Origin of the sequence: Delftia sp. DS1230, from assembly GCF_040112715.1 — a bacterium.
Taxonomy (GTDB): Bacteria; Pseudomonadota; Gammaproteobacteria; order Burkholderiales; family Burkholderiaceae_C; genus Comamonas; species Comamonas tsuruhatensis.
This window is the reverse complement of sequence record NZ_CP157763.1, coordinates 703,119-725,990: the sequence shown is the minus strand read 5'-3', so window position 1 is coordinate 725,990 and position 22,872 is coordinate 703,119. Positions and strand designations below refer to the sequence as shown.

Genomic DNA, 22,872 nt, shown 5'->3' with positions numbered 1-22,872 from the left:
GCGGATGGGCGATGTCCTGCATTTTCCCCGCCCCTAGACTCGGGGGTCTGCCGAGCGCTTCGTGCAGCATGACTTCTCTCTTCAACGCACAGGATCCATCCGACATGCAACTCACCAGCCAAAGCTTCCAGGACGGCCAGGCCATCCCCGGCGAATTCGCGTTCGCCGTGCCCGATGCGGCATCCCACGTGGCGCTGTCGTCCAACCGCAATCCGCACCTTGCCTGGAGCGGCGCACCGGCGGGCACGCAGTCCTTCGTCGTGGTCTGCCACGATCCCGACGTGCCCAGCCGCGGCGACGATGTGAACCAGGAAGGCCGCGAAGTGCCGGCCAGCCTGCCGCGCGTGGACTTCTTCCACTGGCTGCTGCTGGACATTCCGGCCGCCACCACCGAGATCGCGGCAGGTGCCCAGTCCGACGGCGTCACGCCGCGCGGCAAGAGCGGCCCGGCCGCCCCCGGCGGCCTGCGCCACGGCATCAACGACTACACGGGCTGGTTCGCGGGCGACGAGCAGATGAAGGGCGACTACTACGGCTACGACGGCCCCTGCCCCCCGTGGAACGACAGCATCGTCCACCACTACGTCTTCACCGTCTATGCGCTGGCCACGCCCACGCTGGCGGTCTCCGGCGAACTGACCGGCGCCAATGTGCGCGCGGCGCTGCAAGCCGGCCAGGTGCTGGGCAAGGCCAGCATTACCGGCCTGTACAGCCTGAACCCTGCGGTCTGCGCCGCTTGAACCTGAACGGCGACCCGGTGCCCGGCAGCCACTGGCTGCTGCCTTCTGCCGCCCCCGTGGTGCGGGCCGGCCTGTGCAGCCTGGCGCAGCCCAGCCTGCGCCAGGCCCGGCATACGCCGCGCTTCCTGTTCCATGAAGCCTGCCTGCTGCTGGTGGCGGCAGGCAGGCTGGACCTGCACGACGGCAGCCACCAGACCACGGTGGACACGCCCTCTTGCCTGCTGCTGGTGCAGGCGCATACCAGCGCCGATCTGATGAAGACACCGGGCAGCGGCGGACAGCCCTTTCGCTCCGTGCTGCTGGCACTGTCGCCCGAGCTGCTGGAGGCGTTCCACCGCACACGCGCCCAGCCCGCAGCGCTGCCGCAGGACGAGCAGGCCTTTCGGCAACTGCCGCTGGACGATGACCTGCAAGACGCTCTGCGGCAGGTGCTGGCCAGCGTGCCGTCGCCGACTCTCAGCGACGAACGGCTGCGCTACCGGCTGATGGACCTGCTCGCCGCGCTCGCGGAGCGCGGCCACATCCTGCGCCGCGCGGGCCCGCCCGGCACGGCCTCGCGCCTGCGCACCCTCATTGCCCAGGCGCCCCAGCAGCACTGGACAGCGCACAGCGCCGGCAGCGCGCTGGCCATGAGCGAGGCCACGCTGCGCCGGCGCCTGGCCGGCGAGGGCGTCCGCTTCGAGGAACTGCTGGTGGACACGCGCATGCACCACGCCATGCTGCTGGTGCAGACCACCGGCTGGAGCCTGCAACACATCGCCCAGGCCTGTGGCTACCAGTCGCGTGCGCGCTTTTCGGAGCGCTTCCGTGCGCGCTTCGGCTATTCGCCGTCCGCCTTGCGCTGATGCAGCGCGGCCGGCGTCCCGCCAGCCAGCCTGCGCAGCTTGATGAAGGCCAGCGCTGCCATCACGGCGTCGTTGAGCGCGTCGTGGGCCTCGCGCCGGGGCAGGCCCAGATCGGCCATCAGCGTGGCAAAGCGCAGGTCGATCTCGGGCGCCTGCTGCTGCCAGGGCAGCAGCTGCCGGAAGCGGTGGTCGTAGTACAGGGCCGAGACTTCGATGCGCTCGTTGGGCAGGCCCGTGCCCAGCCAGGGGCGCAGCACGCGCTCGATCATGGCCACGTCGAATTCCAGGTAGTAGCCGACCAGCGGCCGGCTTCCGATGAAGCGCAGCAGCTGCGCGAGCGCGTCCTCGATGGCCAGGCCCCGGGCCAGGTCGCGCTCGCGCAGGCGGTGGATGCGCACGCTGTCCGCTGGCACGCTGCGCGAGGGGCGCACCAGCAGCTCCAGGCGCTCGCTGGACAGGATGCGCTCTCCCACGATGCGCACGGCGCCGATGGAGACGATCTCGTCGCTGCGCACGTCCAGGCCCGTGGTCTCGCAGTCCAGCGCCACCCATTCGCCGGGCGGCGGCGCATCGAAAAGGAAGTCATAGGCGGGGTCCGCCAGCCTGCGCCGCTGCCAGTTGCGCCGCAGGCCCGCCACCCATTTCGACAGGGGTGCCGCGCTCATACCGCGTCCAGCCGCAGGCGCTGGCGCAGCAGTTCCCGAAAGCGCCGCACCACGGCCAGCGTGTCCTTGAGCAGGTCGCGCTCCAGGCTGCTCAGGCGCGCCGGGTCCACATGGCCGGTGACGGGCCGGCCCAGGTCGATCTCGGCCAGGCCCGCCTGCAGGCGCAGGCCCATGAGAAAGTGCAGTCCTTCAAGCAGTTCGCGGCCCTGGACTTCATCGAGCACGCCTTCGGCCACCAGGGCCGCCAGGCGCTCGGCCGTTCCCGTGGCGGCGATGTGGTGGGCCAGCGCCAGGCTGCGCACGCCGTGGACGATGGGAAAGATGCCGGCCTTCTTGAGGTGCACGGGCGCCCCCTCGTCACCACGGCCCAGCAGCCGCTCCCACCAGCTGCCCGGCTCGTGCGCGAAGGCGTCGACGGCCGAGGCAAAGCGCGCCACCTGGGCGTCGCTGTCCAGGGCCAGCGCCATCAGGTCCCGCCGAACCTGCGCCAGCAAGGCTGCATCGCCTGCCACGGCGTGGGCATCCAGAAAGATGGCCAGGTGCATCAGCCCTTGCGGGCTGGGCAGGATCAGCCATTCGCGCACACGACGGCCAAAGTCGGCCACCGTGCCGCGCCACAGCGGATTGCTGAGCATGATGCCGCCCGGGCATTCGGGGTAGCCGAAGCGCTGCAGCTGCGCGGAAAAGCGCGCGCAGATGGCATCGAGGTCCTGGGGCGGCACATAGCCGTCGCGCAGCAGCAGGCCGTTGTCCTGGTCGGTCTTGAGCAATTGCTCGCCGCGCCCCTCGCTGCCCATGACGAAGAGGCAGCTGTGGGCCACCAGGTCCGGCGACGCCAGCATCTGCCAGGCACGCTCGAACAAACGGGCGTTGAGCTGCTGCACCAGGCGCGCCATGAGGGCAATGCGCGTGCCGCCCCGGTGCAGGGCGGCCACCAGGCGCGTGATCTGGGCAGCCGCCTGCTCCAGCGCCTGCAGGTCGGCGGCCTGCTCGATCTGCACCGTGATCAGGTGGGAGTGGTTGGCCAGGAAGCTGAACAGGTCCAGCGCCTCCAGGATGCCCAGCACCTGGCCCTGTGCATCGAGCACGGCCAGCCTGTGCACGCGCGCACGCAGCAGCACGACCAGGGCATCGCCCAGCTGGTCGTCGGCGCGCACGGTGAACACGGGCTGGCTGGCGAACTCGCCCACGGCCAGCCGCTCCAGCGGGCGGCCGTCAAGGATGGCGCGCTGCAGCGTGGTGCCCGTGAAGATGCCCAGGCCGCCCTGCGGCAGTCCCGAGACCAGCACGCAGGTTGTGCGCTCGGCATGGAACAGGCGCACCACGGAGACGATGTCGGTGGCCGCATCCACCACATGGGCGGCACGCAGATAGGCCTGGTCCACGCGCGCCAGCGTCAGCGACTGCAATTCGTGCCGGTCGGCGCGCTGGGCCAATGTGCCCAGCTTGTGGCCCAGGTCGGAGAACAGCAGGGCGCCAAAGGCCGTGTTGCGCGCGATCAGCTCGCCCACGGTTTCGCGCGCAAGCTGGTAGGCGATGAGCTCCTCGGCCACGGTGAAGCGGCTGCCCGTGCGGCCGGCCACCAGGGCGCGGCCGTCGAAGCTGTCGTCGGGGCCGTAGCTGGCCAGCACCTCGTCGCCCTCGGTCTGCACCACATGGCCCTTGATGATGACGAAGAGGTGGGTGGGCGCCGAGCCGGCGTCCAGCACCACGGCGCCCTCGGGGAAGTAGGCGATGTCCACGCCATCGCGCACCAGCGCTTGTTCGTCGGGCGTGAGGCAGTCGAAGGGCGAGGCGGCGAAGTTGAAGGCGTTGGGCATGGGGCGGGGCCGTTGTTCCAGCCCCGCCATTCAAACCTTCAGGCCTTGCTCCACGCTTGCAGCCGCGTCCCAGCCGCTGTCGAACCAGCTGTCGCCTTCCAGGTAGGCGCGCAGCATGGGCAGGCTGTCCAGGCCCCAGAAGAGGCGGCCGTCGACTTCCCAGGCCGGCACGCCGAACAGGCCTTGCGCGGCCGCGGCGTCGGTGTTCTCGCGCAGCAGGCGCTTGGCGTTGTCCGCCGCATCCGTGCGCAGCTGTGGCGCCAGCGTGGCGCGCAGGGCGTCGAGCCGCGCAGGGTCCAGCGCGTCGGCGCCGCCCAGCCAGACATGGCGCAGCACCGTGCCCGCGACAAAGCGGTTGACCGTGCCGTCGTCGCTGCATTCCAGCGCCAGGCGCAGCAGCGGCAGCGGGTTGAACGGATGGCGGGCCGGCATGTCCAGCCCCACGCCCGTGGCATGGCCCAGCCAGCTCACATGGCGGTAGGTCCACTCGCGCTTGCCCGCAATGCCGGCCGGCCCCGGGTTGGCATGGCGCTGCAGCAGCGCGCCCAGCAGCACGGGGCGGTACTGCATGTGGTGGCTGATGCCCTGCAGGGCCTGAGGCAGTTGCTCGAAGGCCAGCCAGGCATAGGGCGAGACGAAGTCGAGATGGAAGGTGATCTGCTTCATGGCGGCAGGCTCCTGCAGTGCAGTCCAGGGGGGTCTAGGGGACGGCGACCGTGATGCCCGCACGCTCGAGCAGCGCGTTCCAGATGACCAGGCGCTGCGACGCATCGGACTTGGACCAGGCACGGATCTCGTCGATGGTGCGAAAGCACCCTTCGCAATGGCTGCGGTCCGGCGTCATGCGGCAGACCGAGATGCAGGGCGATGGCACGGGCTCGTCGTCAGCGCGCGCAGCGAAGGCTGCGCCGGCCTTGTGGGCCAGCATTTCCTTGGGGCCCATCATGCCGCCACCTCCTGCACCACGTCGGCCCAGGGCGCACCGGCCAGGGCCTGCAGCGCGGCCGGCGTGGCCGCGAACACCGCATGCGGATGGCCGGCGGCCGCCCAGACGGTGTCGAAGCGCTGCAGTTCCCGGTCCACCAGGGTCACGGGCGTGTTGGCATGGGCCACGGGGCTGACGCCGCCGATGGAAAAGCCCGTCTGCGCCTTGACGAAGTCGGCATCGGCACGGCCCACGGGGCCGACCAGGGCGGCGACCTTCTTCTCGTCCACGCGGCGGTCGCCCGAGGCCACGACCAGCACGGCCACGCCGTCGCTGCGGCGGCGGAAGATGATGCTCTTGGCCACCTGGCCCACGAGGATGCCCAGCTGGTCGGCCGCTTCCTGGGCCGTGCGCGCCGCGCCGTCCAACATGCGCGGCCCCTCGCCATGGCCGGCCTGCTGCAGGAAGGCCGCCACGCGCTGCACGCCTTCGGGAAGATGGTGGAGTTCAGATCCGCACATGCTCACACCGCCTCGCATGCAGACGCGCTGGCGCGCTTGGTGAGCAGTGCCTTGGCCACGCGCGATTGCGTGGGGCGGCCCAGGTGGTCGCTGATGAACTGGCCAGCGTCAATCAGCTTGTCCAGGTCGATGCCGGTCTCTATGCCCATGCCCTGCAGCATGTAGACCACGTCCTCGGTGGCCACATTGCCCGTGGCGCCCTTGGCGTAGGGGCAGCCGCCCAGGCCCGCCACCGAGGTGTCGAACTGCCACACTCCCAGCGACAGCGCGGCCAGCGTGTTGGACACGGCCTGGCCGTAGGTGTCGTGGAAGTGGCCCGAGACATCGTCGATGGCGAAGTGCTGCAGCGTGGCCTCGATGGCCTTGCGCACCTTGACGGGTGTGCCCACGCCGATGGTGTCGGCCACGCCCACATGCTGCACGCCGATGCCCTTCATGAGGCCGGCCAGGTAGGCCACGCGCTCGGGGGCGATCTCGCCTTCGTAGGGGCAGCCCACGGTGCAGCTCATGGCGCCGCGCACGTAGATGCCCTGGGCGCGTGCGGCCTCGGCCACGGGGGCGAAGCGGTCGATGCTTTCGGCAATGGAGCAGTTGATGTTCTTCTGGCTGAAGGCCTCGCTGGCTGCGCCGAAGACCACGATCTCGTCGGGCCACAGTTCGCGCGGCGCCGACAGCGCGGCCTCCAGGCCCTTCATGTTGGGCGTGAGCACGCTGTAGCGCACGCCGGGGCGGCGGACGATGCCGGCCATGACTTCGGCGTTGTCGGCCATCTGCGGCACCCATTTGGGGCTGACGTAGCTGGTGACCTCGATTTCCTTGAGGCCGGCTTCCTGCAGGCGGTGCACCAGCTCGATCTTGACGGCGGCGGGCACGGGCTGTTTTTCATTCTGCAGGCCGTCGCGGGGGCCTACATCGACGAGTTTGACGCGGGAAGGAATGCTCATGGGGTGTTCTCACCGGGATGACGGGTACGGCCCCTATTGTCCAGGCTTGCAGGCCCGGGCACCACCCCATATCCTGCCGGGCCATGCACAACGGCTGCCAGCGCCCCGTTCAGCCCGGCAGGGCCGCCATTTCCTCGCGCAGCATCTCCACCATGCGCGCGGCAGCCGGCGACAGGCGGCGGCCGCTCAGGCGCACCAGGCCGATGGGGCGGCGCAGCACCGGCCGTGCCAGCGGGCGCGCCACCACCTCCGGCCGCTGCACCACCTGCGCGGCCAGCAGCGGCAGCGCGCTCACGCCCAGATCGGCAGCCACCATGGCCGCGATGGTGGCCAGGTGCTCCACGGCGTACTGGGGCGCAAAGCGTATGCCGTGGGTCAGCAGGGCCTCGTCGGCGTACTGCCGCACGCTGGTGCCGGCCGGCATGGAGATGTGGGGCAGATGGGCCACGTCGGCCCAGCCCAGATCGCCGCGCCCGCGCGCCAGCGCATGGCCGCGGCCCAGCAGCAGCACGAAGCGGTCGGAGGCCAGGGGCAGGTAGTCCAGGTCGGCATAGGCGGGGTTGGCCGCCGTGAGCGCAAAGTCCACGCGGCCCGCGCGCACCATGTCGAAGGCCGGCCCGGCCAGGCTGTCGAACAGCTCCAGGTGCACGCCCGGATGCTCGGCCGCAAAGCGCGCCAGCACGCGGGGCAGCAGGCCCGCGGCCAGCGAAGGCAGGGCCGCCAGCGCCAGCCGCCCCACCTGCACCTGGGCCACCTCCTGCACGCGGCGCACGGTCTCGTCCATCTGGTGGCGCAGGATGCGCGCCTGCTCGGCGAAGACCTCGCCGGCCTGGGTCAGTTCCACGGCGCGCGTGGTGCGCTCGAACAGGCGCGCGCCCAGCATCTCTTCCAGCCGCGCCAGCGTGCCCGAGACGGCCGACTGCGACAGGTGCATCTGCAGCGCCGTGCGCCGAAAGCTCAGCGAATCGGCCAGCGCCAGAAAGACATCGACCTCGCGGGCCGACCAATTGATCTTCATGGCCGATCAGTTTATCGAAAAATGCGTCTTTACCGTTCAATGACGTCTGCCTAGACTGCGCCTCAAATCCATGAGATCAGCAGGAGACGGCATGCACAGCAGTTCGCCGCGCCACGCGCGCACGGTGGTCGTCGGGGGAGGCACCATGGGTGCCGATGTGGCCGTGGTCTTGGCCCGGGGCGGCGCCCTGGTGACCGTGGTCGACCCCGGCGCGGCACGGCGCGAGCTGCTGCTGCAGCACATTGCCATCGAGCTGGCCACGGCCGGCTTTGCCCGGTGCGCGTCCCAGGTCTCGGTCTGCGCGGCGCTGGAGGATGTGGCCTGGGACGGCGTCGCCCTGGTGGTGGAATGCATCACCGAGCGGCTGGACGCCAAGCAGGCGCTGTTCGCCGAGCTGCAGGCGCATGCGCCGGCCGACGCCGTGCTGGCCAGCAACAGCTCGGGCTTTCCCATCAGCGCCATCGCCAGCGGCCTGCCCACGGCGCAGCGCATGCTGGGCCTGCACTTCTTCATGCCCGCCCACCTGGTGCCGCTGGTGGAGGTGGTGCTGGGAGAGCGCAGCGACCCGGCCCTGGGCCAGTGGCTGCACGCCTTCATGCGCGGCTGCGGCAGCGTGCCGGTGCTGGTGAAGAAGGACAAGCCCGGCTTTCTGGCCAACCGCATGCAGCATGCGCTGTCGCGCGAGGCCTTCGCCCTCATCGACGAGGGCATTGCCTCGCCCGAGGACGTGGATGCCGCCGTGCGCTTCGGCTTCGGCTTCCGCTTCCTGGCAGCCGGTCCCGTGCTGCAGCGCGACCATGCGGGCATCGAGGTGCATTGCGCGGCGGCCGCCACCATGTACCCCACGCTGTCCAACACCGATGTGCCGGCCCAGGCCCTGCGCGATCGCGTGGCGCGCGGCGATCTGGGCATGAAGACCGGCAAGGGCTTCTTCGACTGGCCCGAAGACCGCCGCCTGGCCGAGCGTGCCCGCTACGACGCGCTGCTGCGCCAGGGCCTGGCCCTGCTGGCCAGCGAGCTGCCGGTGCCGGAGCAGGCACAGGACACGCCATGAGCACGCCGGTCCCCACGTCAAACACGTCGCAGTGGAACGACCCACTGATCATCACCGTGGCCCCCAACGGCGCCTACTAGCAGCCGGCCGACCACCGAGCCCTGCCGGTCACTCCGCAGGCGCTGGCCGCCAGGTGGGCGTGATGTTCGACATCGTGGGCAGCTCGCTGCAGCACATCCAGGGCGGGCGCCTGATCCCGCTGGCCGTCACCTCGGCAGAGCGCAGCAAGGTGCTGCCCGATGTGCCCACCATGGCCCAGGCCGGCGTGCCCGGCTACCAGATCACGGGCTGGCATGGCATTGCCGTGCGCGCGGGCACGCCGCCCGCTGCCATCGACAAACTCAATGCCACGGTCAACGCCATCTTCAAGGACCCGGCCTTCCGCACGCGCTGGGAGGCCATAGGCACGCCGGCCGTGGGCGGCACGGCGGCCGAATTCGGCGCCTTGATCAAGAGCGACTCCCAGCGCCTGGGTGCCCTGGTACGCAGCACCGGCGTGACGCTGGACTGAGCGCGCCCGTCAGTAGCCGCACCGCAGGTCCACGCGGCCGCTCACGGCCTCGCCCCGGCTCAGCGCCGCGACCTTGCCCACGATCTGCTCCACGCTGTCGCGCGCCAGGGTGCGCGCCGAGGTGTGGGGCGTGAGCGTGATGCGCGGATGCCGCCAGAAGGCATGGCCGTCGGGCAGCGGCTCGGTGCGGAACACATCGAGCAACGCGCCGGACACATAGCCCCCGTCGATGGCGGCGATGAGGTCCTCGTCCGCCACATGGCCGCCGCGTCCCACGTTGATCACATAGGCGCCCGGCTGCAGCAGGGCCAGGCTGCGCGCGTCGATGATGCTGTCGGTCTCGGGGGTCAGCGGCAGCAGGTTGACGAGGATGCGGGTGGCGCGCAGAAAGGCGTCGAAGTCCTGCGGGCCGCAGAAGCCACGCACGCCGTCGATGGCATGCGGCGTACGGCTCCAGCCGTTGACGGGGAAATCGAACACCGCCAGCGCGCGCGCCACGCGCTCGCCCATGCGGCCCAGTCCCATGACGCCCACGGGGTAGTCGGCACGCCGGGGATTGGGCCGGTGCTGCCACAGGCCGGCGGCCATGTCGGCCTCGTAGCCGTCCAGGCCGCGGAAGAAGCGGATCACGGCCTGGCTGACGTATTCGGCCATCTGCACGGCCATGCCGGCGTCCTCCAGGCGGTAGACGGGAAGGTCGGGCGGCAGGCGCAGCGGCAGCAGCGCATCGACGCCGGCACCGATGTTGAACAGGGCCTTGAGGCCCGGCTGCTCGTCGATGAAGCGCTGGGGTGGCGCCCAGACCAGAGCGTAGTCGGCCTGCGGCGCGCCCGGCGACCAGATGTCCACCTCGGCGCCCGGCAGGGCCGCGCGCAGTCCTTGCAGCCAGGCGTCGGGCCTGGTGTCTTCGCAGCAGAAAGTCACTCGCATAGGTGGCCAAGCCTAACGGCCTGGCGACGCCCACGCGCGACTTTTGCGCAAAACTGTCTTGCCTGCGGGCTCAGCTTTCCAGGCGCAGCAGCTCGGAGCCTTCGGTCACCTGGTCGCCGGGCGCATACAGCAGCTCGGCCACCACGCCGTCGCCGGGCGCGGCGATGGTGTGCTCCATCTTCATGGCCTCCATCACGGCCAGCGGCTGGCCCTTGCTGACCTTGTCGCCGGCCTTGACGGCAAAGGAGACCACCTTGCCCGGCATGGGCGCCGTCAGGCGGCCGCCTTCCGAATGCACATCGCCCGCATGGGCCAGCGGATCGGCCAGGCCCAGCACGGCCGCGCCCTGGGGAGCGAACACATGGCATTGCTCGCCCAGCACATGGACCTGGGCGCGCAGGCGCTGGCCCGCGAATTGCACATCGAAGGCGCCGTCCCCGGCCTGTTGCCAGGACAGCAGGCCCTCGGCGAGGGACTCGCCCTCGCCCACGGCCAGTTGCAGCGCGCCGTCATGCAGGTAGCGCAGGCGCGCGGGCACGGCGGCCTCGCCCTGGCGGAAGTCCCAGCGCCGCTCGGCCACGCCGTGCGAGCGCCAGCCGTCGCGGCGGCTGAAGGGGTCGGCGGTTTCCTGCGCGCGCTCGGCCTGCAGTACCTGGGCCACGGCGGCGGCCACGGCCTGGGCCTGCGGCAGGCGCTGCTGGTGGAACAGATGCTGCTTCTCGCGCTCGATCAGCGCCGTGTCCAGCTTGGCGGTTGCAAAGGCATCGCTGGCGATGACCTGGCGCAGGAACTGCACATTGGTGGCCAGGCCCACGATGCGTGTCTCGGCCAGGGCGGCATCGAGCCGCGCCAGCGCCTGTTCGCGCGTGTCGCCATGCACGATGAGCTTGGCGATCATGGAGTCGTAGAAGGGGCTGATGGCATCGCCCTCGCGCACGCCGTCGTCCACGCGCACGTCGCCGACACGGAAGCTGGCGCAGTCGGGCTTGCGGTAGACATGCAGGGTGCCGGTGGCGGGCAGGAAGCCGTTGTCGGGGTTTTCTGCGCAGATGCGCGCCTCGATGGCATGGCCGGTGATGCGCAGCTCGTCCTGGCGCTTGGGCAGGGGCAGGCCGCTGGCCACGCGCAGCTGCCAGTCCACCAGGTCCTCGCCCGTGATGGCCTCGGTCACCGGGTGCTCGACCTGCAGGCGGGTGTTCATTTCCATGAAGTAGAACTTCATGGCCTCGGGCTGGTCGTAGCCGCCGGGCTGCTCGACGATGAATTCCACCGTGCCCGCGCCCACGTAGTTCACGGCCTGGGCGGCGGCCACGGCGGCCTCGCCCATCTTCTGGCGCAGCGCAGGCGTCATGCCGGGCGCGGGGGACTCCTCCAGCACCTTCTGGTGGCGGCGCTGGACCGAGCAGTCGCGCTCGAACAGGTAGACGCAGTTGCCCTGGGTGTCGCCAAAGACCTGGATTTCGATGTGGCGCGGGCGCAGCACGTATTTCTCGACCAGCACGGCGTCGTCGCCGAAGCTGTTGATGGCCTCGCGCTGGCAGCTGGCCAGGGCGGCGGCGAAGTCCTCGCTGCGCTCGACCAGGCGCATGCCCTTGCCGCCGCCGCCCGCGCTGGCCTTGATCAGCACCGGGTAGCCGATGCGGTCGGCCTCGCGCTGCAGCAGCTGCGGGTCCTGGTCGGCCCCGTGGTAGCCGGGCACCAGGGGCACGCCGGCCTTTTCCATGAGTTGCTTGGAGGCCGCCTTCAGGCCCATGGCGCGGATGGCCGAGGGCGGCGGGCCGATGAAGACCAGGCCGGCATCGGCGCAGGCCTGGGCGAATTCCTCGTTCTCGCTGAGAAAGCCGTAGCCGGGGTGGATGGCCTGGGCGCCCGTGGCCTTGGCGGCCTCCAGGATGCGTTCCCAGCGCAGATAGCTGTCCTTGGGGGCGCTGCCGCCGATGTGCACGGCCTCGTCGCAGGCCTGCACATGCTTGGCGCGGGCATCGGCGTCCGAGTACACGGCCACGGTGCGCACGCCCATGCGGCGGGCGGAAGCCGCGACGCGGCAGGCGATTTCACCGCGGTTGGCGATCAGGATCTTCTTGAACATGCGTTATCTCCAGTGTTTTCTCTGCAGCCCCGGTCATTCGGCGACCGGCGGCTATGGTTTTTGATTCATCGCGGGAGACCCGCCGAACAGCGCGCGCAGGCGCTGCACCACGGCCTTGAGAAAGCGCCACAGCGCCCAGGTCAGCAGCCACAGCGCGATGACCACGACCAGCAGCACGGCGGCGAAGGCCAGCGGGTGCGTGAGCGCCAGCCAGATCGCGCCCACCGAGGCGCCGTCCTCCACCAGGCTCGCGCCCACGTTGGAAAACGGCTCGGGCGAGGTGTTGATGGCCGCGCGCGTCGTGCTTTTGGCCACCTGGCTGGACAGGGCCAGCGAGCCGCCCATCAGGGCCGCCATGGTGGCCATGGTCGCGCTGTCGGCGCCGAAGACGCCGGCCGCCAGCGCCGCGCCCGCCGGGATGCGGATCACGCTTTGCAGCAGGTCCCAGACCGAGTCCACCCCGGGGATCTTGTCGGCGAAGAACTCCACGAACAGCAGCGCTCCGCTGGCGAACAGCAGGGCCGGATGCTCCAGCACATGCAGCCCGCCCGGCAGCACCACCCAGCCCAGCGCCCCCAGCAGCCCGGTCACGAACACCACGGCGTAGAGCCGGAAACCGCTGGCCCAGCCCAGTGCGGCGGCCAGCGCCAGCAGGCCGGCCATGTCCATGCCGCTGGTGGCCTGGCCCACGCGCTCGGCCACTTCGCCAGCCGCCTCGCTGACCGTGTGGTGCACGGCCGGGCCCGGGTACAGGCCCACGGACTGCAGCCACTGGACGAGGGAGTCGGTCAGGGTGCTCATGGTGTTGGCTCGGCGTTGGCTCGGCGTTGCTCGGTGGTGGCGCGATGAATGGGCAGCCTGCGCGTGTCAGGCCAGCCAGGCCGGCTTGCGCTTTTGCAGGAAGGCCTGCACGCCCTCCTTGCCCTCGGCGCTGGCGCGGATGTCGGCGATGCCTTCGACGGTGGCGGCGATCAGCTGCTCGTTGATCTCGCGCTCGGCCACGTCGATCACCAGGCGCTTGCAGGCGCGGGCGGCGGCGGGACCGGCGCTGACCAGGTGCTTGAGCAGGCCGTCCACGGCGTTGTCCAGCTCTTCGGCGGGCACGACGCGGTGCACGAAGCCGATGCGCAGCGCCTCGGCCGCGTCGAAGCGCTCACCGGTCAGGAAGTAGCGGTGGGCGGCGCGCGCGCCCATGGCGCGGATCACGTAGGGGCTGATGGTGGCGGGGATGAGGCCGATCTTCACTTCGGACAGGCAAAAGCCCGCGCCCTCGGCGGCCACGGCCATGTCGCAGGCCGCGACCAGGCCCATGCCGCCCGCATAGACATCGCCCTGCACGCGCGCGATGGTGGGCTGCGGGCATTCGTAGATCACGCGCAGCATCTCGGCCAGCAGGCCGGCGTCCTCGCGGTTCTCGTCGCGCGAGTAGTCGGCCATGCGGCGCATCCAGTTGAGGTTGGCGCCCGCGCAAAAGGCCGGCCCCTCGGCGGCCAGCACCACGGCGCGCACGTCGCTGCGCTTGCCCACGGCGTGGAAGGCGTGGGTGATGTCGGCAATGACCTCGTCGCTGAAGGCATTGCGCACTTCGGGCTGGGTCAGCGTGATGGTGGCCAGGGGGCCCTGGAATTCGAGGGTCAGTGCGGTGGTTTTCATGAAGTACCTCGCTGCAAGGAAAGAGGGGCCGCCGTCACATGCGGAACACGCCGAAGCGCGTGTCCGCTATGGGCGCGTTGCGCGTGGCCGCCAGGCCCAGCGCCAGCACGCGGCGCGTGTCGGCGGGGTCGATGACGCCATCGTCCCACAGGCGCGCCGTCGCGTAATAGGGGTGGCCCTGATCCTCGTACTGCTGGCGGATGGGGGCCTTGAAGGCCTCTTCCTCCTCGGCCGTCCACTGGCCGCCCTTGGCCTCGATGCCGTCGCGCTTGACGGTGGCCAGCACGCTGGCCGCCTGCTCGCCGCCCATGACCGAGATGCGCGCGTTGGGCCACATCCACAGGAAGCGCGGTGAGTAGGCGCGGCCGCACATGCCGTAGTTGCCCGCGCCGAAGGAGCCGCCGATGATGATGGTGAACTTCGGCACGGCCGCCGTGGCCACGGCCGTGACCAGCTTGGCGCCGTGGCGGGCAATGCCTTCGTTCTCGTACTTGCGGCCCACCATGAAGCCCGTGATGTTCTGCAGGAAGACCAGCGGGATCTTGCGCTGGCAGCACAGCTCGATGAAGTGCGCGCCCTTGACCGCCGATTCGCTGAACAGGATGCCGTTGTTGGCGATGATGCCCACCTGCATGCCCTCGATGCGCGCAAAGCCGCAGACCAGGGTGGCACCGAAGCGAGCCTTGAACTCGTCGAAGCGGCTGCCGTCCACCACGCGGGCGATGATCTCGCGCACATCGAAGGGCTTGCGCGTGTCCACGGGGATCACGCCGTACAGCTCGCCGCCGTCGAACAGCGGCGCCTCGGGCGGCAGGTCGCCGGCCGAAGGCTGCTTGGCATGGTTGAGGTTGGCCACGGACTGGCGCGCCAGCGCCAGCGCGTGGGTGTCGTTGTGGGCCAGGTGGTCGGCCACGCCCGACAGGCGCGTGTGCACGTCGCCGCCGCCCAGGTCCTCGGCGCTGACCACCTCGCCCGTGGCGGCCTTCACCAGCGGCGGGCCGCCCAGGAAGATGGTGCCCTGGTTCTTGACGATGATGGACTCGTCGCTCATGGCCGGCACATAGGCGCCGCCGGCCGTGCACGAGCCCATGACCACGGCGATCTGGGCAATGCCCTGGGCGCTCATGTTGGCCTGGTTGAAGAAGATGCGACCGAAGTGCTCGCGGTCGGGAAACACATCGTCCTGGTTGGGCAGGTTGGCACCGCCCGAGTCCACCAGGTAGATGCAGGGCAGGCGGTTCTGCGCGGCGATCTCCTGGGCGCGCAGGTGCTTCTTCACCGTCATCGGGTAGTAGGTGCCGCCCTTCACCGTGGCGTCGTTGCACACGATCATGCAGTCCACGCCGCTGACGCGGCCGATGCCGGCGATCAGGCCCGCGCCGGGCGCATCGTTGCGGTACATGTTGAGCGCGGCCAGCGGGGCGATCTCCAGGAAGGGCGTGCCCGGGTCCAGCAGCATGGCCACGCGATCGCGCGGCAGCAGCTTGCCGCGCGCCACGTGCTTGGCGCGCGCGGCCTCGCCGCCGCCCTCGGCGACCTTGGCCACCTGGGCCTGCAGGTCTTCGACCACGGCGCGCATGGCGGCGGCATTGGCCAGGAAGTCCGCCGAACGCGGATTGAGTTGGGTGCCCAGAATGCTCATGTGTGGCCTCTTCTTGTGTTTGCCCGATGCGGGCGCTTGGTTTTTTCGAATGTGCTGCAAAGAACGGCGGCCCGGGCTGGGGAAAATGCCGTATGCACACCGTTGAAATCGTCTTGCTCGTTTTGCTGCTGGGGGCACTGACCGGCATTGCCGCGCGCTATGTGCGCGCCATCCCGCTGCCGCTGATACAGATCGCCCTGGGAGCGCTGATCGCCTGGCCGCAAAAGGGCCTGCACATCGCCTTCGATCCCGAGCTGTTCCTGCTGCTGTTCATCCCGCCGCTGCTGTTCGCCGACGGCTGGCGCATCCCCAAGCGCGAGTTCTTCTCGCTGTACCGCCCCATCCTGCGCCTGGCGCTGGGCCTGGTGCTGTTCACGGTGGTGGGGCTGGGCTGGCTGATCCACTGGCTGGTGCCCGGCATGCCGCTGACCGTGGCCTTTGCGCTGGCCGCCGTGGTCTCGCCCACCGATGCCGTGGCCGTCTCGGCCATCACGCGCAACCTGGGCATGCCCGAGAAGACCATGCACATCCTCGAGGGCGAGTCCCTGCTCAACGACGCCTCGGGCCTGGTGGCGCTGAAATTCGCCATCGCGGCCACGCTGACCGGCCTGTTCTCGTGGACCGAGGTGGCCAAGGATTTCATGTGGATGGCCCTGGGCGGCCTGGGCGTGGGCACGCTGATCGGCTGGGGCTTTTCCTATGCGCGCAGCACCATCACGCGCCGCCTGGGCGACGTGGCGGCCACGCAGATGGTGCTGCTGCTGATCCTGCTGCCCTTCGCCGCCTACATCGTGGGCGAGAAGATCGGCGTGTCGGGCATCCTGTCGGCCGTGGCCGCGGGCATTGCCACCAACTTCGCCGACCTGGAGCGCAGCAGCTACATCAGCGAGCGGCTGCAGACCGAGGGCACCTGGAGCATGGTGGAAGCCTCGTTCAACGGCGCCATCTTCCTGCTGCTGGGCCTGCAGCTGCCCTCCATCATCGGCGTGACGCTGCACGATGCGGGCAGCGAATGGTGGGTGCTGGTGGGCTATGTGGTGATCATCTCCAGCGCGCTGCTGCTGATGCGCTGGATCTGGCTGACGCTGGGCGTGCAGCGCAGCCTGGCTCGCGCCCACTTCCAGGGAAAGATGGCAGAGCGCCCCTCGCACCTGCTGAACCTGGCCACCACCATGGCCGGCATACGCGGCGCCGTGACGCTGGCCGGCGCGCTGTCCGTGCCCATGCTGCTGAACAACGGCCAGCCCTTCCCCGGCCGCGAGATGCTGGTCTTCCTGGCCACGGGCACCATCTTGTTCACCCTGGTGCTGGGCAGCATCGCCCTGCCGCTGATCCTGCGCCGCATGCCCCAGCCCGGCGAATCGCCCACGGTGCGCGAGGAGCGCCTGGCGCGCGTGGCCGCCTGCCAGTCCGCCATTGGCGGGCTGACGCTGAGCGAGGAAGAGATCCAGGGCCACACGCCCGAATGGGTGGCCATGCACCAGGAGGTCATGGGCCACCTGACGCAGGAGTACCGCAACCGCGTCCAGCTGCTGGACGACGGCAGCGGCACGGCCTCCAGCATCGAGATCCAGCGCGAGGCGCCCGAAGTCGTGCGCCAGCGCAAGCTGCGCTACCTGCTGGAGATCGAGCTGCGCCTGCGCTGCATCCACCAGGAGCGCGACGCGCTCTACGCCGAGCGCCAGGCCCACCGTATCAACGACGAGTCGCTGCGCCGCCTGGTCAGCGAGCTGGACATGCAGGAGATCTCGCTGCGCAAGCGCCTGGTCGTGGCGCGCCGCGCTGCCGCCTCGGCCATGGCCGCGCCCGAGGGCGGCACGCCCTAGGCGGCACGCGGTGGACAGCTGGCGGCAGCGCATGAAAGCAGCCCTCAGGCGGTCCTGGCCGGGCGCAGATCCAGCATGGCGATCATCTCGTCGCGGATCTTGAATTTCTGGATCTTGCCGGTCACCGTCATCGGGAAGGCCTCGACGAAGCGGATGTAGCGCGGCACCTTGTAGTGGGCGATCTGGCCCTTGCAGAAGTCGCGCACGCCGTCTTCGGTCAGCGTCTGGCCGGGCTTGACGATGATCCAGGCGCACAGCTCCTCGCCATAGCGCACGTCGGGCACGCCGACGACCTGCACGTCCTGCACCTGCGGATGGCGGTAGAGGAATTCCTCGATCTCGCGCGGGTAGATGTTCTCGCCGCCGCGGATCACCATGTCCTTGATGCGGCCGACGATGTTCACGTAGCCCTGCTCATCCATGGTGGCCAGGTCGCCCGTGTGCATCCAGGCATCGTCGTCGATGGCCTCGCGCGTGCGGGCCTCGTCCCCCCAGTAGCCGTGCATGACCGAGTAGCCGCGCGTGCACAGCTCGCCCGAGACACCGGGCGCCACCACCTCGCCCGTGGCCGGGTCGACGATCTTCACCTCCAGGTGCGGCTGCACCTTGCCCACGGTGGACACGCGGCGCTGAAGCGGCGTGTCGGCATCGCTCTGGCAGCTGACGGGGCTGGTCTCGGTCATGCCGTAGGCGATGGTGATCTCGGACAGATGCATGTCGCTGACCACGCGCTTCATCACCTCGATGGGGCAGGGCGAGCCGGCCATGATGCCGGTGCGCAGCGTGCTCAGGTCGAACTCCTTGAAGCGCGGGTGGTCCAGCTCGGCGATGAACATCGTGGGCACGCCGTGCAGGCCCGTGCAGCGCTCGGCCTGCACGGTCTCCAGCACCAGCAGCGGATCGAATCCGTCATTCGGGTAGACGATGGCCGAGCCATGCGTGAAGCAGGCCAGGTTGCCCAGCACCATGCCGAAGCAGTGGTACAGCGGCACGGGAATGCACAGCCGGTCCTCGGGCGTCAGCCGCATGCACTCGCCGATGAAAAAGCCGTTGTTCAGGATGTTGCGGTGGGTCAGCGTGGCGCCCTTGGGAAAGCCCGTGGTGCCGCTGGTGAACTGGATGTTGATGGGGTCGGTGTTCTTGAGCGTGGCGGCCACGGCGTCGATGCGCGCATCCTGCGCATCACCGCGCGCCAGCAGGCTGGAAAAGCGCAGCATGCCGGGCTGCTCTTCGCCCTGCCCTGCCACGTCGATCCAGACCACGCTGCGCAGCTGGGGCAGGCGCGCGCAATGCAGGCGGCCGGGCTCGGCCGTGGCCAGCTCGGGGGCCAGTTCGCGCAGCATGCCCAGGTAGTCGCTGGTCTTGAACTGCGCCATGGTCACCAGGGCCTTGCAGCCGACCTTGTTGAGCGCGTACTCCACCTCGGAGGTGCGGTAGGCCGGGTTGATGTTGACCAGCACCAGGCCGACCTGGGCCGTGGCCAGCTGCATCAGCACCCATTCGGCGTTGTTGTGCGACCAGATGCCGACGCGGTCGCCCTTGTCCAGCCCCAGGCCCAGCAGCGCGCTGGCCAGGCGGCGCGCCTCGGTGTGCAGGCCGGCATAGCTGTAGCGCAGGCCCTGATGGCGGCTGACCAGGGCCTCGCGATCGGGCTGGCGGGCCGCCATGTCGGCAAAGAAATCGCCGATGGTCTGCTCGATCAGCGGCACATCGGTGCGGCCTTGGGCATGGCTGGAAGCGAGCGGGGCGTTCTGGGCGGGCATGCGTTGTCTCCTGTGTCGTCGGCGGCGCCTGGGACGGGCAAATGCAGTGGCCTGCCCCGTCACGGCAGCTATTGCGTGGCAGCATAAGGGCCAACCCCGAGCAGAACAGGCCACGAAGGTTGCAATAATTGCCAGCATGTTCACCCCCTCGCTGGTCAAGACCCCCCTGCCCCAGGCGGCCGCCACCATGGCCTCCGCACACCCTGCAGTCACGCCCATGGCCTTTGTGCAGGCCATTATGCTGGCCTACGAACGCCGGGGTATCAGCGCCCTGTCCGCCCTGGAGAAGGCACAAATTGCGCCAGACTCCGTCAAAGAGCGCAACGAGTGCATCACGGCGCTGCAGATGGAGGCACTGTCCGATGCCGCCATGCGCGAACTCGACGACGAGGCCCTGGGCTGGTTCTCCCGGCGCCTGCCCTGGGGCAGCTACGGCATGCTGGCGCGCGCCAGCATGGGCAGCGAGCAGCTGGGCCTGGCACTGGCGCGCTGGTGCCGCCACCATGGCCTGCTGGCCGACGACATCCGCCTCACGCTGACGCAGGAAGACGGCTTGGCCACGCTGGCCATCGAGGAGCTGTCCACGCTGGGCGCCATGCGCGAGTTCTGCCTGCTGTCGGTGCTGCGCAATATCCACGGCCTGGCCAGCTGGTTCATCGACGAGCCGCTGCCGCTGCGGCGCGCCTGCTTTCCCTTCGATCCCCCGCCGCATGCGGGCGTGTATGCGCTGCTGTTCCCGCCGGGCGAGGTGGAGTTTGGCGCGGCCCGGGCCTGCCTCCAGTTCGACGCGCGTTTTCTGGATATGCCGCTGACGCGCGACGAGCCCGCGCTGCAGCGCATGCTGCAGCGCGCCCTGCCGCTGCAGGTGCGCCCCTACCGGCGCGAGCGCCAGCTGGTGCAGCGCGTGCGCCAGCTGCTGGCGGCCGACGCCGAATGCCTGCAGACGGCCGACACGCTGGCCCGCCAGCTGCACCTGTCCCAGCGCAGCCTGCACCGCCAGCTCAAGGAAGAAGGCGCCTCGCTGCAGGCGCTCAAGGACGAGGTGCGGCGCGAGCGTGCCGTGGCCCTGCTGCTGCGCACCAGCCGGCCCATCAAGCGCATCGCCCAGTCCTGCGGGTTTCTCAACGACAAGAGCTTCATCCGCGCCTTCCGGCTGTGGACGGGGCTGTCACCCTCCGAATTCCGCAAGAGCGCACGAGCCCGGCCCGAGTGAGGGCCGCGCGCATCCTGGCGCGATTTGCATCCTGCGCGACTGCCGCCGTCCGCGCATCTGGCCTAGGCTTTGCGCATGCACCATCTCCACCACTGCGTCAGCGCGCGCTCCTTCCGCGCGCTGTGGATGCTCGAAGAACTGCAGCTTCCCTACACGCTGCACATGCTGCCGTTTCCGCCGCGCGTGCTGCAGCGCAGCTACCTGGAGCTCAACCCGCTGGGCACGGTGCCGCTGCTGCGCCACGGCGAGGCCAGGCTGACCGAGTCAGCCGCCATCTGCGAATACCTGGCCGCCCTGCACCCCGGGGCGGGCCTGTGCGTGCAGCCGCAGGAGGCGGGCTTTGCGGCCTACCTCAACTGGCTGCACATGAGCGATGCCACGCTGACCTTCCCGCAGACCCTGGTGCTGCGCTATGCGCACTTCGAGCCAGCCGAACGGCGCCAGCCCCAGGTGGCCCAGGACTACCAGCGCTGGTTCCTCGCGCGGCTGCGCGCCGTGGAGCAGGCCGTGGAGCAGCGCCACTGGCTCGCGGCAGACCGCTTCACCGCTGCCGACGTAGCCGTGGGCTATGCGCTGATGCTGTCGGCGCACCTGGAGATGGAGCCGCAATGGGGGCCTGCCACCCAGGCCTACTGGCAGCGCCTGCAGCAGCGGCCCGCCTTCCAGCGGGCGCTGCAGGCCGAGCAGCAGGCCGCGCGTGCGCAGGCCGTGGACGAGACGCCTTCGCCGCGGCTGCGCTAGGGCCGGCTCAAGCTCAAGCGCTGACGCTGGCCTGCCCGATGGCGCGCAGCATGGCGGGCAGCTCGCCCATGTCGCCGAATACGCAGCTGGCGCCGGCCTCGAGCAGTTGCTCGGCCGATGCGTGGCCCTGGTCGGCCGGGAAGTAGCCCCAGACCGTGGCGCCTGCGGCCACGCCGGCGGTGACGCCGGTCACCGTGTCCTCGATGACCAGGCAGCGCGCCGGCTCCACGCCCAGGGCAGCGGCGGCTGCCAGGTACACATCGGGAAAGGGCTTGCTGCGCGGCAGCTCATGGCCGCTGAAGACGCGGCCCTCGAAATAGGGGGCCATGCCGACCTGGGCCAGCTGCATCTCCACCTTGGCGCGGTCCGCGCCCGAGGCGCAGGCGATGCGGCCAGCGCACAGCGCATGGGATTGGCTGACGGCGGACAGCGCGCCGTCAATGGCCACCAGCTCGGCGCGCAGCGCGGCGTTGCGGCGCTCGTAGAAGGCGGCCATCCATGCGTCGGTCAGCGGCTTGCCGGTGCGCGCCTCGATCAGCGCGGCCTGGCTGCGCACGGTCTTGCCGATGAATTCGCGCAGGCATTCCTCGGTGCTGATGGGCCAGCCCGATTCATTGAGCATGGTGCACAGCACGCGGTTGGTGATGGATTCACTGTCGACGAGCACGCCGTCACAGTCGAAGAGCACGGCCTCGAAAGCAGTCATGGATGGATTCTCGAAACAAACTGAGCAAGGGCGCCCTGGGGCGCCCTTGCTGCGGAAAATGGCCGGATTATGCGCCGGCCGCGCATGCCTGTGCCCTGCTCAGGGGAAGGAGGCACCGGCCAGCGGATGCACCATGCGGCGGACGTTGCGCACCGAGATGGAATGGAACCGGCCATCGTCGGTGACCACGTCGCCGAAGGCGAAGAAGCCTTCGGCCGCATTGCGGTTGAACTGCTCCAGGCGCTGCGCGAGGCTGGCGCTTTGGGACACCGGTTCGACGCGGTACTCGATGGCGCCCTGCTGGTCGCCGCTCTTTTCGTACAGCTGCACGCCTTCGGTATTGCCGCGCAGCACCAGGGCGCCACGCAGCAGGTGGCCCTTGGCACCCATCTCGTCCAGGCGCTGCTTCAGCGCCGTGCCGTTGGCCATGCCGAAGGGCGCGGCCAATGCGAACACCGCGTACTCGAAGGCCGGCGCCTTGGAGTCCTTGACGTAGAGGTTGAACATCTCGTTGCCCGAGATCAGCGGGCCCATGTAGCGGAAACCCCGGCCGCTCATCTCGGCCAGTTGCTGCGTGAAGCCGGACGTGTCCAGCGCACCCACGGCGGGGCGCGTCTCGTAGCTGTAGGTGGCGGCGGCGCTGCTGCTGCGCACATAGAGGTTGCGCAGGTCCTGCGTGCTGCTGGGGAACGCCATGCCCGACTTGTACAGGTAGCCTTGCGCACCCTGTGCGTTGAGCTGGGCCACCAGGGCCGAGACGCCCGCCACGTCCGGCACCATGCGGTAGTCCAGGCGCGTGCCGGTGTGGGCCGTGTCGGTGACGTAGAAGTCACCGATGGGAACGGGGAAGGCGGTACCGCCCGAGGCCAGGCTGTAGGTGAAGGCATAGCCCTGCGCCCCCAGCGCGTTCATGATGGACAGGGCCGCGTCGAAGTTCTCCGCACCGGTCTCCATGCGGTACTGGCCGGTCACCGGCGTGGGCGTGCCGCCGGGGTTGCCGGGGTTGCCGGGCGTACCGGGGTTGCCAGGATTTCCGCCATTGCCGGGATCTCCGCCGCCCGGCTCTCCCAATCCACCACCACCGCCGCCGCCACAGGCGGCCAGGGTTCCCAGAAGCATCAATGCCGCACTGCGGCGCGTGAGCTGTACCATCTTCATGACTATCTCCCCTTCTCGTTGAATACATGCCCGTTCCATGCGGAATCTCAGGGCATCGGCGGCGATTTTGGGGAGTTGGCCGACATCCGGTCACCCCCCGGCCGGGGG

At 69.9% G+C, this 22,872-nt stretch carries 22 protein-coding genes; 7 read left to right on the top strand and 15 right to left on the bottom strand.

The window, feature by feature from the left end; genetic code table 11:
• Positions 1-104: 104 nt before the first annotated feature.
• Together AAN986_RS03320 and AAN986_RS03315 are read left to right on the top strand one after the other, a co-directional pair.
• Positions 105-740: a YbhB/YbcL family Raf kinase inhibitor-like protein gene (locus AAN986_RS03320; RefSeq protein WP_016450045.1), complete on the top strand. Its 636-nt coding sequence runs from the start codon at positions 105-107 to the stop codon at positions 738-740.
• Positions 737-1,585: an AraC family transcriptional regulator gene (locus tag AAN986_RS03315; RefSeq protein WP_016452776.1), complete on the top strand. Its 849-nt coding sequence runs from the start codon at positions 737-739 to the stop codon at positions 1,583-1,585. The genes AAN986_RS03320 and AAN986_RS03315 overlap by 4 nt, the downstream gene beginning before the upstream one ends.
• Here the strand turns inward: AAN986_RS03315 and AAN986_RS03310 are convergent.
• From AAN986_RS03310 to AAN986_RS03280, 7 genes are all read right to left on the bottom strand, one after another.
• Positions 1,561-2,250 (bottom strand): 3'-5' exonuclease, encoded by a 690-nt coding sequence (locus tag AAN986_RS03310; protein ID WP_047218435.1) that lies wholly within the window; start codon positions 2,248-2,250, stop codon positions 1,561-1,563. The two genes, AAN986_RS03315 and AAN986_RS03310, sit on opposite strands and share 25 nt — an antisense overlap.
• Positions 2,247-4,100 carry a putative nucleotidyltransferase substrate binding domain-containing protein gene (locus tag AAN986_RS03305; protein ID WP_047218434.1) on the bottom strand — a complete coding sequence of 618 codons (1,854 nt, stop codon included), beginning with the start codon at positions 4,098-4,100 and terminating at the stop codon, positions 2,247-2,249. The genes AAN986_RS03310 and AAN986_RS03305 overlap by 4 nt, the downstream gene beginning before the upstream one ends.
• On the bottom strand, positions 4,101-4,736 hold the full coding sequence (locus tag AAN986_RS03300; protein ID WP_034363224.1) for a DsbA family protein: 636 nt from the start codon (positions 4,734-4,736) through the stop codon (positions 4,101-4,103).
• Between the two features lie 34 nt (positions 4,737-4,770).
• Positions 4,771-5,013 carry a DUF1289 domain-containing protein gene (locus AAN986_RS03295; RefSeq protein ID WP_017404204.1) on the bottom strand — a complete coding sequence of 81 codons (243 nt, stop codon included), beginning with the start codon at positions 5,011-5,013 and terminating at the stop codon, positions 4,771-4,773.
• Entirely contained in the window at positions 5,013-5,516 is a 504-nt protein-coding gene (locus AAN986_RS03290; RefSeq protein ID WP_016452780.1) for a YbaK/EbsC family protein, read from the bottom strand. The genes AAN986_RS03295 and AAN986_RS03290 overlap by 1 nt, the downstream gene beginning before the upstream one ends.
• 2 nt (positions 5,517-5,518) lie before the next feature.
• Complete coding sequence (locus tag AAN986_RS03285) at positions 5,519-6,460, bottom strand: hydroxymethylglutaryl-CoA lyase (RefSeq protein WP_017404202.1); 942 nt, start codon at positions 6,458-6,460, stop codon at positions 5,519-5,521.
• A 109-nt stretch (positions 6,461-6,569) separates the two neighbouring features.
• Positions 6,570-7,478, bottom strand: coding sequence for a LysR family transcriptional regulator (locus AAN986_RS03280; protein ID WP_012207762.1), 909 nt, complete (start codon positions 7,476-7,478; stop codon positions 6,570-6,572).
• Between the two features lie 91 nt (positions 7,479-7,569).
• Here AAN986_RS03280 and AAN986_RS03275 point away from each other — a divergent pair, with 91 nt between their 5' ends.
• Entirely contained in the window at positions 7,570-8,532 is a 963-nt protein-coding gene (locus AAN986_RS03275; protein ID WP_046241420.1) for a 3-hydroxyacyl-CoA dehydrogenase NAD-binding domain-containing protein, read from the top strand.
• A gap of 142 nt (positions 8,533-8,674) precedes the next feature.
• Entirely contained in the window at positions 8,675-9,043 is a 369-nt protein-coding gene (locus AAN986_RS03270; protein WP_074922559.1) for a tripartite tricarboxylate transporter substrate-binding protein, read from the top strand.
• A 9-nt stretch (positions 9,044-9,052) separates the two neighbouring features.
• Here AAN986_RS03270 and AAN986_RS03265 read toward each other — a convergent pair whose 3' ends face one another.
• The 5 genes from AAN986_RS03265 to AAN986_RS03245 all read right to left on the bottom strand — a co-directional run bounded on the left by AAN986_RS03265 (position 9,053) and on the right by AAN986_RS03245 (position 15,357).
• Positions 9,053-9,973: a glyoxylate/hydroxypyruvate reductase A gene (locus tag AAN986_RS03265; protein WP_047218433.1), complete on the bottom strand. Its 921-nt coding sequence runs from the start codon at positions 9,971-9,973 to the stop codon at positions 9,053-9,055.
• Between the two features lie 70 nt (positions 9,974-10,043).
• Positions 10,044-12,062, bottom strand: a complete 2,019-nt coding sequence (locus AAN986_RS03260) for an acetyl/propionyl/methylcrotonyl-CoA carboxylase subunit alpha (protein ID WP_034363217.1) — start codon at positions 12,060-12,062, stop codon at positions 10,044-10,046.
• A gap of 51 nt (positions 12,063-12,113) precedes the next feature.
• Complete coding sequence (locus tag AAN986_RS03255; RefSeq protein ID WP_034363214.1) at positions 12,114-12,863, bottom strand: DUF4126 domain-containing protein; 750 nt, start codon at positions 12,861-12,863, stop codon at positions 12,114-12,116.
• Between the two features lie 66 nt (positions 12,864-12,929).
• A complete protein-coding gene (locus AAN986_RS03250) occupies positions 12,930-13,715 on the bottom strand; it encodes an enoyl-CoA hydratase/isomerase family protein (protein WP_034363212.1) in 786 nt (261 codons plus the stop codon).
• A 34-nt stretch (positions 13,716-13,749) separates the two neighbouring features.
• A complete protein-coding gene (locus AAN986_RS03245) occupies positions 13,750-15,357 on the bottom strand; it encodes a carboxyl transferase domain-containing protein (protein WP_047218432.1) in 1,608 nt (535 codons plus the stop codon).
• A gap of 92 nt (positions 15,358-15,449) precedes the next feature.
• Here AAN986_RS03245 and AAN986_RS03240 point away from each other — a divergent pair, with 92 nt between their 5' ends.
• Complete coding sequence (locus AAN986_RS03240) at positions 15,450-17,183, top strand: Na+/H+ antiporter (RefSeq protein ID WP_047218431.1); 1,734 nt, start codon at positions 15,450-15,452, stop codon at positions 17,181-17,183.
• A 44-nt stretch (positions 17,184-17,227) separates the two neighbouring features.
• Here AAN986_RS03240 and AAN986_RS03235 read toward each other — a convergent pair whose 3' ends face one another.
• Entirely contained in the window at positions 17,228-18,946 is a 1,719-nt protein-coding gene (locus AAN986_RS03235) for an AMP-binding protein (RefSeq protein ID WP_047218430.1), read from the bottom strand.
• Positions 18,947-19,082: 136 nt separating this feature from the next.
• Here AAN986_RS03235 and AAN986_RS03230 point away from each other — a divergent pair, with 136 nt between their 5' ends.
• Both AAN986_RS03230 and AAN986_RS03225 read left to right on the top strand, forming a co-directional pair.
• A complete protein-coding gene (locus AAN986_RS03230; protein ID WP_016450029.1) occupies positions 19,083-20,159 on the top strand; it encodes an AraC family transcriptional regulator in 1,077 nt (358 codons plus the stop codon).
• Between the two features lie 75 nt (positions 20,160-20,234).
• Entirely contained in the window at positions 20,235-20,900 is a 666-nt protein-coding gene (locus AAN986_RS03225) for a glutathione S-transferase family protein (RefSeq protein WP_047218465.1), read from the top strand.
• Between the two features lie 13 nt (positions 20,901-20,913).
• Here AAN986_RS03225 and AAN986_RS03220 read toward each other — a convergent pair whose 3' ends face one another.
• Positions 20,914-21,606 (bottom strand): HAD family phosphatase, encoded by a 693-nt coding sequence (locus AAN986_RS03220; RefSeq protein ID WP_047218429.1) that lies wholly within the window; start codon positions 21,604-21,606, stop codon positions 20,914-20,916.
• 99 nt (positions 21,607-21,705) lie between these two features.
• Positions 21,706-22,764 (bottom strand): hypothetical protein, encoded by a 1,059-nt coding sequence (locus AAN986_RS03215; protein WP_047218428.1) that lies wholly within the window; start codon positions 22,762-22,764, stop codon positions 21,706-21,708.
• Positions 22,765-22,872 lie beyond the last annotated feature (108 nt).

Bases quoted from the DNA above. Each gene is read 5' to 3' on its own strand.
- AAN986_RS03320 (WP_016450045.1), top strand. From the start codon at position 105: ATGCAACTCACCAGCCAAAGCTTCCAGGACGGCCAGGCCATCCCCGGC.
- AAN986_RS03310 (WP_047218435.1), bottom strand. From the start codon at position 2,250: ATGAGCGCGGCACCCCTGTCGAAATGGGTGGCGGGCCTGCGGCGCAAC.
- AAN986_RS03305 (WP_047218434.1), bottom strand. From the start codon at position 4,100: ATGGCGGGGCTGGAACAACGGCCCCGCCCCATGCCCAACGCCTTCAAC.
- AAN986_RS03300 (WP_034363224.1), bottom strand. From the start codon at position 4,736: ATGAAGCAGATCACCTTCCATCTCGACTTCGTCTCGCCCTATGCCTGG.
- AAN986_RS03295 (WP_017404204.1), bottom strand. From the start codon at position 5,013: ATGGGCCCCAAGGAAATGCTGGCCCACAAGGCCGGCGCAGCCTTCGCT.
- AAN986_RS03290 (WP_016452780.1), bottom strand. From the start codon at position 5,516: ATGTGCGGATCTGAACTCCACCATCTTCCCGAAGGCGTGCAGCGCGTG.
- AAN986_RS03285 (WP_017404202.1), bottom strand. From the start codon at position 6,460: ATGAGCATTCCTTCCCGCGTCAAACTCGTCGATGTAGGCCCCCGCGAC.
- AAN986_RS03280 (WP_012207762.1), bottom strand. From the start codon at position 7,478: ATGAAGATCAATTGGTCGGCCCGCGAGGTCGATGTCTTTCTGGCGCTG.
- AAN986_RS03275 (WP_046241420.1), top strand. From the start codon at position 7,570: ATGCACAGCAGTTCGCCGCGCCACGCGCGCACGGTGGTCGTCGGGGGA.
- AAN986_RS03270 (WP_074922559.1), top strand. From the start codon at position 8,675: ATGTTCGACATCGTGGGCAGCTCGCTGCAGCACATCCAGGGCGGGCGC.
- AAN986_RS03265 (WP_047218433.1), bottom strand. From the start codon at position 9,973: ATGCGAGTGACTTTCTGCTGCGAAGACACCAGGCCCGACGCCTGGCTG.
- AAN986_RS03260 (WP_034363217.1), bottom strand. From the start codon at position 12,062: ATGTTCAAGAAGATCCTGATCGCCAACCGCGGTGAAATCGCCTGCCGC.
- AAN986_RS03255 (WP_034363214.1), bottom strand. From the start codon at position 12,863: ATGAGCACCCTGACCGACTCCCTCGTCCAGTGGCTGCAGTCCGTGGGC.
- AAN986_RS03250 (WP_034363212.1), bottom strand. From the start codon at position 13,715: ATGAAAACCACCGCACTGACCCTCGAATTCCAGGGCCCCCTGGCCACC.
- AAN986_RS03245 (WP_047218432.1), bottom strand. From the start codon at position 15,357: ATGAGCATTCTGGGCACCCAACTCAATCCGCGTTCGGCGGACTTCCTG.
- AAN986_RS03240 (WP_047218431.1), top strand. From the start codon at position 15,450: ATGCACACCGTTGAAATCGTCTTGCTCGTTTTGCTGCTGGGGGCACTG.
- AAN986_RS03235 (WP_047218430.1), bottom strand. From the start codon at position 18,946: ATGCCCGCCCAGAACGCCCCGCTCGCTTCCAGCCATGCCCAAGGCCGC.
- AAN986_RS03230 (WP_016450029.1), top strand. From the start codon at position 19,083: ATGTTCACCCCCTCGCTGGTCAAGACCCCCCTGCCCCAGGCGGCCGCC.
- AAN986_RS03225 (WP_047218465.1), top strand. From the start codon at position 20,235: ATGCACCATCTCCACCACTGCGTCAGCGCGCGCTCCTTCCGCGCGCTG.
- AAN986_RS03220 (WP_047218429.1), bottom strand. From the start codon at position 21,606: ATGACTGCTTTCGAGGCCGTGCTCTTCGACTGTGACGGCGTGCTCGTC.
- AAN986_RS03215 (WP_047218428.1), bottom strand. From the start codon at position 22,764: ATGAAGATGGTACAGCTCACGCGCCGCAGTGCGGCATTGATGCTTCTG.